This window comes from Nocardia araoensis NBRC 100135 (genome assembly GCF_000308435.1).
GTDB lineage: Bacteria > Actinomycetota > Actinomycetes > Mycobacteriales > Mycobacteriaceae > Nocardia > Nocardia araoensis.
In genome coordinates this window covers 84,541-100,490 of record NZ_BAFR01000206.1, presented here as the reverse complement: position 1 = coordinate 100,490, position 15,950 = coordinate 84,541, and the positions used below count along the sequence as shown (strand labels likewise).

Sequence of the window (15,950 nt, the reverse complement as noted above, 5' to 3'; positions counted from 1 at the left end):
TGCCGAGCGAGTGTGACGGTCCCACGGGACACAGGAGGCGGGATGAGCAAGACGGCCGAGGGCATGGTGCTGGTGATCAACTCCGGCTCCTCGTCCATCAAATACCAGCTGGTGGACCCGGATTCGGGCGTGGTCGCGGCCTCGGGCATGGTCGAGCGGATCGGTGAGGACGAAGGCGGGATCGAGCATCGCGCCGACGGCTCGGCCACCGAGCGCCGCGAGCGGATCGCCGACCACGCCGCCGGGCTGCGACTGATCTTCGACACGTTCGCCGCGACGGGCCACGACCTGGTACGCGAAGGCGTGCGGGCGGTCGGGCACCGGGTGGTGCACGGCGGCGAGGTGTTCTACCGGCCCACCCTGATCGACGACGACGTGGTGGCCGCGATCACCGAGCTCGCCGCGCTGGCGCCGCTGCACAATCCGGCCAACGTCGCCGGGATCGAGAGCGCGCGGGCGCTGTTGCCCGGGGTGCCGCAGGTCGCGGTGTTCGACACGGCGTTCTTCCACGGCTTGCCCGCCGCCGCGAAGACCTACGCCATCGACGCCAAAGTGGCTGCCGCGCACGGCATCCGGAAGTACGGCTTCCACGGCACCTCGCACGAGTACGTGTCCGGCCGCGTGGCCGAGCTGCTCGGGCGCGACCCCGCCGAGCTGAACCAGATCGTCTTCCACCTCGGCAACGGCGCGTCGGCGTCGGCGATCCGCGGCGGGCATCCGATCGACACCAGCATGGGGCTCACGCCGCTGGAGGGTCTGGTGATGGGCACCAGGTCCGGTGATCTCGATCCCGGCATCATGGCGCACCTGGCGCGGTCGGCGCACCTCGACATCGATGCCATCGACACTCTGCTGAACCGGGATTCCGGGATCAAGGGTCTGGCCGGCGTGAACGATTTCCGCGAATTGCGCCGGCTCATCGAGGACGGGGACGAGGCCGCGCGGCTGGCCTACGACGTGTACATCCATCGGCTGCGGCGTTATCTGGGCGCGTACTTGATCGAACTCGGCGGGGTGGACGCGATCACCTTCACCGCCGGAGTCGGCGAGAACAGCCCGCAAGTGCGCGCCGACGCCCTGGCCGGTCTCAGCGGGTTCGGCATCGAAGTCGATCCGGCGGCCAATACCGCGCAAGACCGTGCCGCGCGGCGTATCTCCCCGCCCGGCGCACCGGTCGCGGTGCTCGTGGTGCCGACCAACGAGGAATTGGCCATCGCCCGTGCCGCCCGGCACGTGGTCGACGGCTAGATCCAGGTCTTCGCGCGAATCGAGTTGGCCAGGTCGACGAGCGCGTAGCGGTGCCTGCGGTTGGGCGCTCCGCGAGCCAGCGAGCGCAGGCCCGCCTCGGCGCCCGCCCGCAGTTCGCGTTCGGTGAACGGCGCGCCGAACAGTGTCGCGTCGGGACGCTTCGGGGTGTTGCCCGCCTGGAGCCACGCCAGGGCCGCGCCGAGCACCAGTACCCGCATCTGCACCGCGCGACTCTCGCCCGCGGGCAGGCTCAGCACCCGGGACGCCGAGATGTGCAGGGTCGCCTCGTCGAGATCGGCCACCGGCGCGGCCGTGAGCATGAGCAGCACGGCCGTCATCCGCGCGGTGGTGAAATGCCGTGACGCGGCGGGCACGGCGTCGAGCGCCTGCACGGCCCGGTCCACGCGCTCGTCCGCCGCCAGTTGTCTGGCCAGCCCGAAGGCGGCGCTCACCACGGTGCGGTCGGTGCGCCAGACGGTCTCGTAAGCCTGCTCGGCATAGCCGCGCCATTGTTCGGGGTCCGGCGAATCCCAGTGTTGGAGTACGAGTTCGGCCGTGGCGGCGAGCGCGAGCTGGGGAGCGAGCTCGCCGGGGAGCACGCGGAAGACCTCGTCGAAGTTGGTGAAGGCGCGCTCGTATTCCCGGTCGAGCAATTCGGCCATGCCCCGATACCAGCTCACCCGCCACTCCCGCTCGGGCAGCCGGGACAGCAGGTCCAGCACCGTGGCGGACTCGCGCAGGTCGAGCCGCACCCGCGCCTCGGCGAGGGTGAGTTCCAGATCGAGCGTCGCCGGGGCGTTGCCGGGATCGGCCTCGGCTCGCTCACGTACGTGTCGCAGCGCCTCCAGCGCGTGGGCGGGGTCGGGGTGCACGGCGGCCGAGAGCAGGGGCGCCGCCGGGTCGGCCGGATCGAGCAGCGGAATCGGCAACGCGGCCACCACATCCAGGGCGTCCAGCATGCTGCTGCGCGGGCGGCCGTCGGTGTAGGCGTCGGTCTGGCTGACCAATTCCTCGGTGCCGAAACTGGCCCGCGGCGGCGTGAAGACGGTGGACAGTTGCGGGTGCTCGGTGTCGGTCTCCAGCGCGAGAATCTCCCGCAGCACACCCGCCATCTGAGCGGACATCGCACGGGCGGAAGGGAAGCGGCGCTGTGGGTCCGGGTCGGTGGCGCACAGCAGCAGGCGGTGGAAGCACTGGTAGCGCGCCAGCACCGGCTGGTCGGCGGGGTCGGGTATGCCGTCGAGGTAGCGTCCGTGCTCCGAGGGCATATCGAGGGTGAGCACGGCCAGCGTGCGCCCGACGGTGTAGATGTCGGAGGCGATGGTCGGGCCGGTGCGCGCGATCTCCGGTGCCTGGAACCCTCGGGTGCCGTACAGGTTTCCGTACGCTTCGATGGTGGCCACGGCCCCGAGATCGATCAGTTTGACCTGGTCCTCGGTGACCATCACGTTGTCGGGTTTGAGGTCGTTGTAGGTCAGCCCGGTCGAGTGCAGGTAGTCCAGTGCGGGCAGGATCTCCAGCAGATAGGCGATCGCCTCGGTGACCGGCATGCGTTCGGGGCGTTCGTAGGAGTCGAGGATGTCGCGCAGCGACCGGCCGCCCACGTACTCCATGACGATGTAGCCGACGGGTATGCCGTCCGGGCCGGTGTGCTCGACGAAGTTGTAGATCTTGACGATGCTGGGATGCGCCATTTCGGCGAGGAATTGGCGTTCGGCCATGGCGACCGCCTGCGCTTCGGCGTCACCCGCGTGCAGCAGCCCTTTCAGCACGACCCAGCGGTCGCTGACATTGCGGTCGATCGCCAGATAGATCCAGCCGAGTCCGCCGTGCGCGATGCAGCCTTGGATCTCGTATTGCCCCGTCACCATGTCGCCCGGATAGAGCGTGGGGCGGAAGTCGAAGGGCGCGTCGCAGGTCGCGCAGGTGCCCGCGGTGGTCGCGGGCCGGGTCGCCGTCGCCCGGCCGACCGGTTTGCCGCAGCGCCAGCAGAATCGCTTTCCCTCGGAGACCACCGCGTCGGTGAGCACGGCGTCGCGGGGATCCGCGGGCGTCACCGTCGGGATCGGCACCAGCCCCGCGCCCAGCCGCCGCACCGCCGGGCGGGTCCGCGCGGTGCGCACGCTGCGACCGGAGGTGCGCTGCGGCGCCGACGCGGGCTCGGAATCCGTGCGCCGGGTCTCGTCCGATGCCGCCATGGTCATCTCGTGCACCGCCGTGCCCTGGGCCTCGTCCGCTGCCGATGGCTCCTGGCGTCCGGTGCGATCGCGCGTCCCTGCGGCGGTGCTCGACGTCGTTTCGGGTCGGTTCAGCTGCAAGCTGGCCGCGTCCGAATCGGCCTCGGCCTGTTCGTTTGCGGACGATACAGCTCGTTTCGCGTCCGGTGCCCTGTCCTGCGTGGCCGTGCCGTGCTGCTCCGTGCGGGTGCGATCCGGCGCGTCGTCGGTTGGGGAGTTCGGTTCCCTGATGTCGGAGGCGGGCAGGTTCGGTGTGGCCTGTGCGTCGTCGGTGAGGGATGTCGGTTCCCCGGCGTCGCGCGCAGCCGGGTTCGGTGTCGCCTGCGCGCCGTCGGGCCGGTCCGTGTGCTCGGCGCGGTTCCAGGCGACCGTGCCGAACGAGGTGGGCGCGCGACCGATCGGCGTGTACGTGGTGTGCTGAGATTCTTCGGGTGCGATCGGTTCCGGATCGCCCGTCGTCGCGCGCCGCCCTGCCGCCGCGGAGCGAGTCCCGAGGTGGCGCGGGGACGCGTGGTCTCCGCGCGACGGTTTCGCCGCCTTCGGGTTCTGCTGCCGCTCGGCCGACGCGGTGGATTCACCCTCGTACACGTCGGCCCGGCCGGGCCCTCCCGTGGCGTTCTCGTCCGGGTCGGGCTCGGGGGCGGGCCGTGTGTTCATCGACCCGTCAGTCCTGATAGGTAGGGGCGGGTGGAGCGGGTACGGGGCCGAGGACGGTGAGATATTTCTGGTACAGCCCCACCCAGGTTCCGTCGTTGCGGATGCGTTCCAGTGTGCCGTTGACGAATCGGACCAGATCGTCATTGCCCTTGGTGATGCCGAGGCCGTACGGCTCCTCGCTGATGCTGCCGCCGACCAGTTCGGTGTACGGGTCCTGCGCGGCCAAGCCGGCGAGTATGGCGTCGTCGGTGCTCACCGCGTCCACCTGACGCTGTTGCAGAACGACCAGGCAGTCGGCCCAGCTCGGTACGGTGAGGATGGTCGCGGCAGGCTGTTTGCGGCGCATGTGCTCCAGCGACGTGGTGCCCGAGACGATGCACACCCGTCGGCCCGCCAGATCGGCCAGGCTGCGGATCCCGGAGTTCTTCACCGCGAGCACCCGCTGGTTCGCGCGCAGGTAGACGGTGGAGAACGTGACCTTCTCGCGCCGCTCGCAGTTGATCGTCATGGTCTTGGCGACCAGGTCGACGGTGCGGTTCTGCAACGCCGTCTCCCGTTCGGCGGAGCCCAGGCTGCGGAACTCGATCAGATCCGGGCTGCCGAGCAGGTCGCGGGCCACCTCCCTGGCGATGTCGGCGTCGAAACCGACGATGGCGCCGGAGACCGGGTCGCGGTAGCTGAACAGATTGCTGCCGGTGTCCAAACCGACGAGCAACCTGCCTCGCGCTCGGATCGCGTCGATCGCCGAGCCGCCCGCTCCGGTCGGACGCAGGCTGGCGGTCGGGTCTCCGCACCGCGGCGTGCCCGGCGCGGGCGGGACCGGCGAATCGGTGAGCACGGGAACGGCCTTGGCCGGCAACGGGGGATCGGTGTACTTCGGCGTCTTGCCCGACACCGGCGCGCCGGCATCGCTCGCACAGCCGCTCGCCAGCGTCACCACGAGGAGGGCGGCCACCAGAATGCCGCGCGCGGATCTCATCGATACTCCCGAAGCCGGGGCCAGATGCCCAGTCCGACATAGCCTGCCGCCAGAATGCCGAGCACCATCGCTCCCGCGCCGAGGAAGTCCAGGATGCGCGCCGCCTGAGAGATCTTGTCGCGCAACTTGTCCCTGGTCGCGGCGACGCCTTGCTCCAGCGACCGGTCCAGCGCCTCCACCTGCACGGTGGCGTCCGCCGAGCCGGGGCCGGTCGCCACCACGGCCGCGCTGTTGAAATCGCCCTTCGCCAGCGCATCGTTCATGCGCTGATGCGCCACCCGCCAGCGCGCCAGCGCCGGTACGGCATTGCGGACCTCGTTCGCCGCCGGTGCGGAACCGGGGTACTTGCCGATCAGATCGGCGAGCCGTTCGATGTCCGCGTCATAGGTGCGGTCGTAGTCGCCGGTCGCGTCGCGGCGCACCAATTTCAAGGTCTCCGCGGCACGGGCCTGCTGCACCAGGATCCGGCTCTCGGTCAGACGGGAGGAGGGCACCGCACCGTCGTCGCGGGCGCTGATCATCGCCGCCGCCGACACCGAACCCGCGATCACCGTCCACGCCAGCAGGATCAGCATGGCCACCGACGCGAGCACCAGGCCAGGATTGAGCACCCGCCGCCAGCGTCGCGCCAGATCGCGCTGGACCCAGACCAGCACGCCGAGCGTGAGCAGGAGCAGTCCGATCGCCGACCACGGCGGGCGCACGTGGTTGCGCTGCGCGTCGGTCACCGCCGACGAGCGATGATTGTGCAGTTCCTCGGCCATCGGTAGCAGCGTCGTCTGCATCTGGTTGGACGCCTCGCTCAAATACGCGGCGCCGACCGGATATCCGCTGCGATTGTTCGTCCGTGCGGTCTCCACCAGACCGGAGTACACCGGCAGGCCGGTGACTATGCCGGTGCGCAGCCGCGCATCCGGATCGGCCGCCGCGTCGGATTGGGTGACCAATTCCGCGGACGCTTCGCCCAGTGCCTGCGTGTAGCGATCCCGCACCGCCTGCGGCTCCAGCCCGCCGGAGATGAAGGCGGTGCTCGCCGCGGCGTCGGCGATCGACAGCGAAGTGTAGAGCCGGAGCGCGGAGTGCGCGTCCGGTTCGGTGTCGCGCAGCAACACTTCCAGCCCCTGCTGTCGATCACCGACCGTCCCCGCGGTCACCGAGCCCGCGGCCAGGCACAACCCGATCAGCAGCAGCCCGAGCGCGATCAGCCGTCCCGGTGAGGAATTGGCGAACGAACGTAGATCTGCCAGGTCGAGACGTTCGCGCACCACCGCGACGCTCAGGCCGCCCGGATCGTCCCGACCGGCGGGCTCTGGCGCGGACGACGGCCGGAGTTCGGCCGTCGTCGGCTCGGAGCTAGCCATGTCCACCTCCCCAGTTTGGGCCGCGTACGCGGATTTCTCGACGGCTGGACCGGATATCCGATCGATCCGTGCGTGTTGGTGCGGAGTTTATTGTGGTCGTACGGGCGCCGCGGCGTGTGAAACACCCTCGATTGGGAGGAGACGGCGGTGGACGCCGCCGCGGCTGGACGAGGATGGGTAGGACATGCGTGGTGACGGTGATGGTTGGTCGCATGGCCCGGACGGACTGCGGCACTGGGGGCGCTTCGGCGCCGCCGGACTTCTCCTGCGCGCTCCGCTGGCCGGTGGCGGTTCGGCGGTGCTGCTGCAACACCGCGCGCCGTGGAGTCATCAAGGCGGGACCTGGGCGTTGCCAGGCGGCGCGCGGGACAGTCACGAGACGCCCGTGCACGCGGCGGTCCGCGAGGCGTGGGAAGAGGCGGGTATCGAGCCCGCCGACGTCCGGGTGCGCGGCGAGCGGGTGACGGCGTCGGCCCTGAGCGGCTGGACCTACACCACGGTCGTCGCCGACGCGGTGATGACCCTGCCGACCACCGGCAATCGCGAGAGCACCGAACTGGCCTGGGTTCCCGAGGACGAGGTCGACGCCCGTCCACTGCACCCCGGCTTCGCCGCCTCCTGGCCGATCCTGCGCGCCGCACCGGCGCGGGTGCTGCTCGCCGAACTCGGCGACGACCGAGCCGTCGCCGCCGCGCTGCCGCGCACGCTCGATCTCGCCGATCTCGGTTTCGTCTGGCTGCATTCGGATCCGGCCGGGCCGGGCGACTACGCCAGGATCGTCGGCGAGCCGGGCGCGCAGGCCGCCGAACCCGCGTCGAACGGAAACACGGCGGTGGAGACCGCGCTTTCGTTCACCCGCGAGCAGGTGCTTTCCTGACCGCGGCGCTCACGCGTTCGCCAGCAGCGCCGTTTTCAGCTCGCGCGCCGCGGCTTCCGGATCGCGCGCCTCGGTGATCGCGCGCACCACGACGACCCGCTCGGCTCCGGCTTCCAGCACTTGGGCGAGGTTGTCGGCGTTGATCCCGCCGATCGCGAACCAGGGCCGGGTGGGATGGGCGTCCGCGGTGGAGCGGATCAATTCCGGGCCCGCCGCCTGCCTGCCGGGTTTGGTCGGGGTCGCCCAGATGGGGCCGGTGCAGAAGTAATCGATGTGCTCATCGATCGCGGCGAGCCCGGCTTGGGCGCGATTGTGCGTGGATCGTCCGATCACCACGTCGGGCCCGAGGATCCGGCGCGCGTACCAGGGCGGCAGGTCGCCCTGCCCGAGGTGCAGCACGTCGGCGGTCGCGGCCAGGGCGATGTCGGCGCGATCGTTCACCGCGACCAGGCCGCCGTGCCTGCGCGCGGCGGCCTTGAGTTCGGCGAGTGCGCCCAGTTCGGCCCTTGCCTCCAGTGGGCCGAACTGGGCCTCGCCCGGTGATCCTTTGTCCCTGAGCTGGATGATGTCGACTCCGCCTGCGAACGCCGCCTCGGCGAACTTGGCCAGATCGCCCTTCTCCCGACGGGCGTCGGTGCACAGGTACAGCCGCGCGTTCGCCAGACGCTCCCGCGGCGAGGCGGGTCGATTGGGGTGGGAGGGTTGCACGCCTTCGACCGTAGCCGCGCTACCGTGGGGATGCGAAACAGGAGGCAGGTGGATCGGATGCGGACTCTGGCCGTCGTCGGTGGCGGCGCCGTCGGGCTCGCCGTAGCCTGGCGGGCCGCTGAGGCCGGGTGGTCGGTCACCCTGTTCGATCCGGCGATCGCCACCGGGGCCTCCTGGGTGGCCGGGGGCATGCTCGCACCGTTGTCGGAGGGCTGGCCCGGCGAGGATCGGGTGCTCGAATTCGGCGCCGCGTCGCTGGCCCGCTGGCCGGAATTCGCTGCCCGGCTGGAAACCGCGACCGGCGTCGCGGTCTTCGTGGCCGACGAGACCATGACCGTCGCGCTGGACGCGGCCGACGCGGCCGACCTGCGCACCGTGGCCGACTGGGTCGGCGCGCGCGGGCACGAACTGCGCCTGCTGGACCGCGCCGGCGTGCGCGAGCGGGAGCCCGGCCTGGCCAGGACGGTGCGCGCCGCGCTGCTCGCACCCGCCGAACCCGCGATCGACAACCGTAAGCTGATCGCCGCGCTGCGGCAGGCCGCCGAGGCGGCAGGCGTCGTGGTGCGCGCCGAGTCCGTGGACTCGCTGACGGAACTTCCGCACGACCAAGTCGTGCTCGCCGCGGGAGCCGCGTCGGCGGCGTTGTGGCCGGAGCTGCCGGTCCGCCCGGTCAAGGGCGAAATCCTGCGCCTGCGCCACCGGCCCGGCGTCGCGCCCGCGCCGCGCCGGGTGATCCGAGCCAGAGTGCACGGGCGCGCGGTGTACCTGGTGCCGCGCGCCGACGGGATCGTCGTCGGCGCCACGCAGTACGAGGCGGGTTTCGACACCGCGGTCACCGTCGCGGGCGTACGCGACCTGATCGCCGACGCCGAGGCGGTGTTCCCCGGCATCGGCGAATACGAACTCGCCGAAGCGAGCGCGGGTTCCCGGCCGGGCAGCCCGGACAACCTGCCGCTGATCGGCCGGCTCACCGACCGGATCGTCGCGGCCACCGGGCACGGCCGCAACGGCATGCTGACACTGCCGCTCACGGTGGACGCGGTGGCGAGCCTGCTCGGCGGGGCGATGCTGCCCGAAGCGGAAGTAGCCGACCCGCAACGGTTTCCGACGACTGTAGGAGGAATTCGATGACGCTGTCATCCGTCCCCATCGGTGTCACGGTGAACGGCGACGAGCACGAGTTCGCCGAGCCGCTCACCGTGCGTGAGCTGCTGGAACGCCTCGAATTGCCGAGCAGGGGCGTCGCGCTCGCGGTGGACGGAGCCGTCTTCCCCAAATCGCGCTGGGACGAACCGGTCGGGCGCGGCTGGCAGATCGAGGTGCTGACGGCGGTCCAAGGTGGCTGAGGCCGCGGCGGCATCCGCGCACGCTCCGCTGCGGATCGACGACCGGGAGTTCGGTTCCCGCCTGATCATGGGCACCGGCGGAGCAGAGAATCTGGCCGTCCTGGAGGAGGCGCTGATCGCCTCCGGCACGGAGTTGACCACCGTGGCCATGCGGCGCATCGACGCCGCGGGCGGTACCGGCGTGCTGGACCTGTTGAAACGACTGAACATCGCGCCGCTGCCGAACACGGCAGGCTGCCGCACCGCGGCCGAGGCCGTGCTCACCGCGCAGCTGGCGCGGGAGGCGCTGGACACCAACTGGGTGAAGCTCGAGGTGGTCGCCGACGAGCGCACGCTGCTGCCGGACCCGGTCGAACTGCTCACCGCCGCGGAACAACTCGTCGACGACGGGTTCGTGGTGCTGCCCTACACCAACGACGACCCGATCCTGGCCCGCCGCCTGGAGGAGGCGGGCTGCGTGGCGGTGATGCCGCTGGGCGCGCCCATCGGAACCGGCCTCGGCATCGGCAACCCGCACAACATCGAGATGATCGTCGCCGAAGCGAAGGTCCCGGTCATCCTGGACGCGGGCATCGGCACCGCGAGCGATGCCGCCCTCGCCATGGAACTCGGCTGCTCGGCGGTCCTGCTGGCCACGGCTGTCACCAGGGCGAAGCGCCCGGAACTGATGGCCGCGGCCATGGCGGACGCGGTGCGCGCCGGATACGCGGCGCGCCTGGCCGGACGCATCCCCAAACGGTTCTGGGCCCAGGCGTCGTCCCCGTCGCTGTGAGGCAGGGCTCGGTATGCCGATGAAGGCTCTCCAGAGCCCCGCACCGGCCGGGGAACGACGCATGCGGCGACATCACTCCACGGGTGAGTCCGGTCGGCGGCGCCCAGCCGGGGCGGTCTTCAGCGCTGCCACTACCCGGTAGGCGCGTCCTGAAGCGCTGCGTCCGCGTCTCAGCCGTTGACGAAGGTGAGGTTCGTCGCGTCGTAGCGGTCGCCCGCGACCTGCTCGGGCGGCGCGGCGGCCTCGATGGCGGCGAGGTCGTCGGCGGACAGCTCGATGGTCAGCGCGGCGAGGTTCTCCTCCAGGTAGCGCTGCCGCCGGGTGCCGGGGATGGGCACCACGTCCTCGCCTCGGTGCTGCACCCAGGCCAACGCGAGCTGTCCCGCGGTGACTCCCTTCGCCGCGGCCAGCTCGTTCAACTTCGCGACGATGGCCAGATTCCGTTCGAGGTTGCCCGCGGCGAAACGCGGCTGGCCGCGCCGCACGTCGTTGTCCGCCAGACCTTCCACGGAGCTGTACCGGCCGGTCAGGAATCCGCGCCCGAGCGGGGAGAACGGAACCAGGCCGATGCCGAGAGCACGGCAGACCGGGACGATCTCCGTCTCCAGGTCGCGGGTCCACAGCGACCACTCGCTCTGCAACGCGGCGATCGGATGCACCGCGTGCGCGCGCCGAATGGTGTCCGCGCCCGCCTCCGACAGCCCGAGGTGCCGGACTTTCCCGGCCTGTACCAGTTCGGCCATCGCGCCGACGGTTTCCTCGATCGGCACCTGCTGATCGACCCGGTGCAAGTAGTAGAGGTCGATGTGGTCGACGCCGAGCCTGCGCAGCGACGCGTCGCATGCCTGTCGCACGTAGGCGGCGTCGCCCCGGATGCGGGTGGGTTCACCCAAACGGTTGGCGAAGCCGAATTTCGTGGCGAGCACCACTTCGTCACGGCGTCCGGCGATGGCCCGCCCGATCAACTCCTCGTTGTGCCCGGCGCCGTAGAAGTCGGCGGTGTCCAGCAAGCTGACGCCCAGGTCGAGCGCGTGGCGCAGCGTGGCGATCGACTGTTCGTCATCGGCGGCGCCGTAACCATGACTCATGCCCATACACCCCAGCCCCTGCGCGGAAACCGTCAGCCCACCGAGCCGCCGCCTCGAAATGTCGTCCATCCTGCTATCTCCTCCACTCGAATCCATCGCCCCGACGCTAGGTGCTGGAGCGCACTCCATGTCAACGGAGCAACCCCGCGAGTGGCACATGGTGGAGAGTCTTCTCGCGCTTTGCCGCAACCACGTGCCACTCGCTTCTCCTCAGGCGCGGGTGGCGTGGCGTTCGTAGCGAGCGCGTGCTCGTTTGTAGGCCGATTCGAGGAGTTGTCGGGTGGGGGTGCTGGTTCGGGGGCCGGGGTTGATGACCGCTAGCCAACCGGCGGAGGCGTAGACGGGGTGGGGGATGAGCGTGTCCGTCGCGCTCGGGTCATGGTGGGTCGATTGGGCCGTCCACTGGGTGAAGGCCTCTTTTCCGGCGGCGATGTTGACGCGGAATGCCTCTGGGCGGTCCAGGCCGGAACTCTCGTCGCCTGGGTAGTTCTTCGTGACGATCGTGGCGAAGGGCTGGGTCGCCTTCGGTACGACGCCGTCCGGTGAGTAGTAGAAGAACGTATCGCCCCAGCTGATCTCCGGTGAGCCGTCACCGGGGCCAGGGCGCAAGCTGAGGACTCCGTCGAGGGCGGAGACGAAGCCGATGATCTCGTCGATGGTCATGCGTTCCAGCGTTTCATTAAGGTGCTTGTGGAGACTTCTGGTAGGAGATGCAGGGAAAACGACGTGGCAACTCGCAACTCCAGAATGCGCACGTCCGAGGTGGCGCTGCGGGCGGGGTACTCCGTACAGCAGATCCGCAACCTCGAACGCGACGGCGTTCTGCCGAAGGCGACGCGCACCGCGACGGGCTATCGCGGATACGACGAGCTGCACTTGCGTTCCGCACTCGCCTATCGAGCGCTGGCGGCGGGCGTCGGCCCGGTCGAGGCCAAGCGCATCGTTCGTGCCGTCCACGAGAAACCGTTACCCGAAGTGCTGGCGCTGCTCGACGCGGCACACGCCCGGCTGGACCGCGAGCGCACCGATCTGGCGCTCGCCGAGCGGGCGGCAGAGGCGATATCCGCCGAGCCGATCGTCGATGTGCGCCCCTCGGATGCGATGAGCGTCGCCGAACTCGCCGCCGCGCTGGGCGTGCGTCCATCGACCCTTCGACATTGGGACGCGGAGGGACTCGTGGTCCCGGATCGCACGACCGCACAGGCCGCGCGACGGTACTCGCCCGCACAGGTCCGGGATGCCCGCATCGTCCATCAGCTCCGCAGGGCCGGATACCGCGTCGACACGCTCAAGACCTTGATGCCCGACCTCCCGCGCGGCCACCGATCCGAGGACGTCGAGGCGGCGCTGGCGGCCAGGGACGCGAGCATCACGGCTCGCTCCCGCGCCCTGCTCGACGCGGCGGCCGAGCTTTCCGCCGTGATCGCGCTCGCGGGGTGAGCGGCTTCCGATCCTGCCGCGATACCAGGCTCTCGCTCGCCGGCGCTGCGCGAAGATGCGAGCCCCGGTCTCCCGTTCCGGTTCCCACGTGGCCGAGCCGCAGAGCCGATGAGACTTCGACCCCTAGGGGTGCCCTGTTCGGACCCCTCATCCTCGAGGATGATCCAACTCGGCACTAATTACCGACGCGCGCGCCCGCGATTTGCGGAATGCTGGGCGGCATGATCGAGCTGAAAGGCCTCACCAAGCACTACGGGCAGACCGTAGCGGTGCAGGATCTGACCTTCACCGTTCGACCGGGGCAGGTGACGGGCTTCCTCGGACCGAACGGCGCGGGCAAATCGACCACCATGCGCATGATCCTCGGATTGGACAAGCCCACTGCGGGCACCGCGCTCATCAAGGGCAGGCCGTACCACGAGCTGGACCATCCGCTGCGCACCGTCGGGGCGCTGCTGGACGCCAAGTGGGTGCATCCGAACCGGTCGGCGCGCGCCCATCTGGAGTGGATGGCCGCCTCCAACGACATCGCCAAGTCGCGGGTGGAGGAGGTGCTGCGGCTGGTCGGCCTGTCGGAGGTGGCGGGCAAATCCGCGGGCGGCTTCTCGCTCGGCATGTCCCAGCGGCTCGGTCTGGCCGGCGCCCTGCTGGGCGACCCGGAGGTGCTGCTGTTCGACGAGCCGGTGAACGGCCTCGATCCGGAGGGCATCCTGTGGATCCGCCGGTTCATGCAGCGGCTGGCCGCCGAGGGCCGCACGGTGCTGGTCTCCAGCCATCTGCTGTCGGAGATGGCGCAGACCGCCGAGCACCTGGTGGTGATCGGGCGCGGCAAGCTCATCTCGGATTCCACCACCCAGGAGTTCATCGAACGCGCCTCGGAGCAGTCGGTCCGGGTGCGCAGCCCGCAGCTCGACCAGCTGCGCAGCGTGCTCACTTCCAACGGCATGACCGTCCGCGAGGACGGCGCCGGCGCCGAAGGGCCCGCCCTCATGGTGGCGGGCGTGTCCAGTGACGCGGTGGGCAAGCTGGCAGGCGAGAACAACATCACGCTCTTCGAGCTGGCCCCGCAGCGCGCGTCGCTGGAAGAGGCGTTCATGCGGATGACCGGCGGAGCGGTGGAGTATCACGGCGAAGGCTTCGATTCGCCGGGACAGGCGGCAGGCGGCTCCTACACAGCGATGGGAGGTGCGCTCTGATGGGCGTGCTGGCAGCGGAACGAATCAAGCTCACCTCCACCAGGTCGCCTTGGTGGTGCTCGGCGATCGTCATCGCCCTCGCACTGGGCATGGCCGCCCTGCTCGCCTCGGTGGCGCGCGCGTCCTACGGCACGGAAGGCGCGATCGACCTGACCGTCGCCACCGCGGTGGTCGGGGTCAGCGGCTTCGGCGTGATGGTCCTGATGATCATGGCCACGTTGTCCGTGACCAGCGAATATCGCTTCGGCATCATCCGGACGACGTTCCAGGCGACCCCGCATCGGGCCAAAGTCATCGCCACCAAGGCCGGGCTGGTCAGCGTGTACGGCGCGCTGCTCACCATCGCCCTGTCGTTCCTCGCCTACGCGGTGGCCAAGGCCATCAGCGGACCGGAAGCGGGCGCGGCACTCACCCTGTCCAGCGCGGCCGACTGGCGCGAGGTCTACGCCATCCCGATCTACGCGTTCCTGTGCGTGCTGCTCGCGGTCGGCGTCGGTGTGCTGGTGCGGCAGTCCGCCGCCGCGATCTCGCTGATCGTGCTGTGGCCGCTGCTCATCGAGGGGCTGCTCGGCGCGTTCGGCAGCTTCGGGCGCAACGTCACGCCGTTCCTGCCTTTCGCGAACGCGAACCGTTTCATGAGCGCCTCCCCGTCCACGGCCAACTGGCACTGGGGGCCGTGGGGCAGCCTGCTGTACTTCACCGTCTTCGTCGCGATCGTCTTCGGCGCGTCTCTGGTCGTGGTGAACCAGCGCGACGCTTGAGGCGAGTCCCCCTGACGACCCGAGTCGCCTTCCCTCGCCACTCGGGTTGACGGGGCGCCGACCTTGTCGGGAGGTCCGGCGCTCCCCGCACTGCCCGTCACTGCCCGGCGGACGGTGCCGTGATCGGCCCGGTGCGAATGCTCGCGCCGGGCCGATCGTGCGTGTGAACATCGAGGAAACTATGCCGCTTGCCGGTTCCGAGACCACTCCTCGCCCGAGTAGCCTCGGTTCAGCAACCAGCTCGTTATCCATCGCCGGGCCCGACGATGTGCTCGCCGAGGTTCGCAGCGGAGGTGGCACATGGTGTTGATCGGTGACCTGTCGACGTCGGATCGGCTGAGATACCCTCTGGGCGTGCATGAAACACCTTCCGGCGGCGCCGAGCCGGGGTCGGGGCCGGAGGCCGATGGAGGCGTACCGCCCGAGGTGGTCATTCCGTTGGAGCCGTCCGATGCGGCCGATGCTCCCCGCCGTTCCGGCGGATTTCGTCGTGGCCAGATATCTGCGCTGGTGAGCGCGGCGAATCAGCGGGCGGATCTGATCGGCGTGCTGCGCAGAGCGCGGGAGCAGCTGCCGGGGGACCCCGCTTTCGGCGACCCGCTGTCGGTTTCCGGGCCCGGTGGCGCGCGAGCGGTCGCGCGGGCGGCGGACAAACTGGTCGGCGACGCCCCGAGCGCCGCGCGCGAGATCGGCTTCGGCGCGCTGCAGGTCTGGCAGGCCGCGCTGGAACGGATGGGACGCGGTAAAGGTAGCCAAGAAGTAACTGTAATGTTCACCGACCTGGTGGCCTTCTCGCGCTGGTCGCTCTCGGCCGGTGATGAGGCGACGCTCGAACTGTTGCGCATGGTGGCCAAGGCCATCGAACCGCCGATCGCCGATCGCGGCGGACACGTGGTCAAGCGCATGGGCGACGGCTTGATGGCGGTGTTCCCCTCGGCCGACCGGGCGGTGCGCGCCGCAGTCACCGCCAAGCGCAACCTGGCCGACGTGCAGGTGCGCGGCTACACCCCGCAGATGCGAATCGGTTTGCACACCGGTTCCCCGCGCGAGATCGGCGGCGACTGGCTCGGGGTCGATGTCACCATCGCGGCCCGGGTCATGGAGGCGGGCGGCAACGGCAACACCATGCTGTCGGAGGCCACGCTCCAGGGGTTGCGGCCGGAGACGCTGGCGGAGCTGGGCCTTGCGGTCAAGCAGTATCGGCGCAGCTTCTTCGCCGCTCCGTTGAATGGCGTCCCCGACGACCTGCGGATCTTCCGGCTGTCGAAGGGCTGAGCCTT

Annotated in this window: 15 protein-coding genes; 9 read left to right on the top strand and 6 right to left on the bottom strand. The window is 70.2% G+C overall.

Features of this window, described 5'->3' with window-relative positions:
- Positions 1-42: 42 nt before the first annotated feature.
- The gene (locus ON21_RS27880; protein WP_039802613.1) at positions 43-1,248 is read left to right on the top strand and encodes an acetate kinase; all 1,206 of its coding nucleotides are present in this window, start codon (positions 43-45) and stop codon (positions 1,246-1,248) included.
- Here the strand turns inward: ON21_RS27880 and ON21_RS27875 are convergent.
- From ON21_RS27875 to ON21_RS27865, 3 genes are read right to left on the bottom strand one after another with little or no spacing between them, the layout of a single operon-like run.
- Positions 1,245-4,142, bottom strand: coding sequence for a serine/threonine-protein kinase (locus tag ON21_RS27875; RefSeq protein ID WP_245562760.1), 2,898 nt, complete (start codon positions 4,140-4,142; stop codon positions 1,245-1,247). The genes ON21_RS27880 and ON21_RS27875 overlap by 4 nt on opposite strands.
- A gap of 7 nt (positions 4,143-4,149) precedes the next feature.
- Positions 4,150-5,121 (bottom strand): glutamate ABC transporter substrate-binding protein, encoded by a 972-nt coding sequence (locus ON21_RS27870; protein ID WP_039802611.1) that lies wholly within the window; start codon positions 5,119-5,121, stop codon positions 4,150-4,152.
- Positions 5,118-6,482, bottom strand: a complete 1,365-nt coding sequence (locus ON21_RS27865; protein ID WP_039802672.1) for a GlnX family signal transduction membrane protein — start codon at positions 6,480-6,482, stop codon at positions 5,118-5,120. Before ON21_RS27865 ends, ON21_RS27870 begins: the two co-directional genes overlap by 4 nt.
- Positions 6,483-6,666: 184 nt before the next feature.
- Here ON21_RS27865 and ON21_RS27860 point away from each other — a divergent pair, with 184 nt between their 5' ends.
- Positions 6,667-7,359: an NUDIX hydrolase gene (locus ON21_RS27860; protein WP_039802610.1), complete on the top strand. Its 693-nt coding sequence runs from the start codon at positions 6,667-6,669 to the stop codon at positions 7,357-7,359.
- Positions 7,360-7,368: 9 nt separating this feature from the next.
- Here ON21_RS27860 and thiE read toward each other — a convergent pair whose 3' ends face one another.
- Positions 7,369-8,067, bottom strand: a complete 699-nt coding sequence (gene thiE / locus ON21_RS27855) for a thiamine phosphate synthase (protein WP_039802608.1) — start codon at positions 8,065-8,067, stop codon at positions 7,369-7,371.
- Positions 8,068-8,124: 57 nt separating this feature from the next.
- Here thiE and thiO point away from each other — a divergent pair, with 57 nt between their 5' ends.
- The 3 genes from thiO to ON21_RS27840 are packed head-to-tail and all read left to right on the top strand — an operon-like array spanning position 8,125 to position 10,185.
- Positions 8,125-9,198: a glycine oxidase ThiO gene (gene thiO, locus ON21_RS27850; RefSeq protein WP_083880935.1), complete on the top strand. Its 1,074-nt coding sequence runs from the start codon at positions 8,125-8,127 to the stop codon at positions 9,196-9,198.
- The gene (thiS, locus tag ON21_RS27845; RefSeq protein ID WP_039802606.1) at positions 9,195-9,413 is read left to right on the top strand and encodes a sulfur carrier protein ThiS; all 219 of its coding nucleotides are present in this window, start codon (positions 9,195-9,197) and stop codon (positions 9,411-9,413) included. The genes thiO and thiS overlap by 4 nt, the downstream gene beginning before the upstream one ends.
- Positions 9,406-10,185, top strand: coding sequence for a thiazole synthase (locus tag ON21_RS27840; protein WP_039802604.1), 780 nt, complete (start codon positions 9,406-9,408; stop codon positions 10,183-10,185). Before thiS ends, ON21_RS27840 begins: the two co-directional genes overlap by 8 nt.
- Positions 10,186-10,355: 170 nt before the next feature.
- On the opposite strand, the gene ON21_RS27835 is transcribed toward ON21_RS27840, so the two are convergent.
- The gene (locus tag ON21_RS27835) at positions 10,356-11,333 is read right to left on the bottom strand and encodes an aldo/keto reductase (protein WP_373281158.1); all 978 of its coding nucleotides are present in this window, start codon (positions 11,331-11,333) and stop codon (positions 10,356-10,358) included.
- 150 nt (positions 11,334-11,483) lie between these two features.
- Complete coding sequence (locus ON21_RS27830; RefSeq protein ID WP_039802600.1) at positions 11,484-11,936, bottom strand: DUF6194 family protein; 453 nt, start codon at positions 11,934-11,936, stop codon at positions 11,484-11,486.
- Positions 11,937-12,020: 84 nt separating this feature from the next.
- Here ON21_RS27830 and ON21_RS27825 point away from each other — a divergent pair, with 84 nt between their 5' ends.
- From ON21_RS27825 to ON21_RS27810, 4 genes are all read left to right on the top strand, one after another.
- Positions 12,021-12,713, top strand: a complete 693-nt coding sequence (locus tag ON21_RS27825; RefSeq protein WP_039802598.1) for a MerR family transcriptional regulator — start codon at positions 12,021-12,023, stop codon at positions 12,711-12,713.
- Positions 12,714-12,934: 221 nt separating this feature from the next.
- The gene (locus ON21_RS27820; RefSeq protein ID WP_039802668.1) at positions 12,935-13,909 is read left to right on the top strand and encodes an ABC transporter ATP-binding protein; all 975 of its coding nucleotides are present in this window, start codon (positions 12,935-12,937) and stop codon (positions 13,907-13,909) included.
- On the top strand, positions 13,909-14,670 hold the full coding sequence (locus ON21_RS27815) for an ABC transporter permease (RefSeq protein WP_039802596.1): 762 nt from the start codon (positions 13,909-13,911) through the stop codon (positions 14,668-14,670). The genes ON21_RS27820 and ON21_RS27815 overlap by 1 nt, the downstream gene beginning before the upstream one ends.
- A 354-nt stretch (positions 14,671-15,024) precedes the next feature.
- Complete coding sequence (locus ON21_RS27810) at positions 15,025-15,945, top strand: adenylate/guanylate cyclase domain-containing protein (protein WP_086006494.1); 921 nt, start codon at positions 15,025-15,027, stop codon at positions 15,943-15,945.
- Positions 15,946-15,950 lie beyond the last annotated feature (5 nt).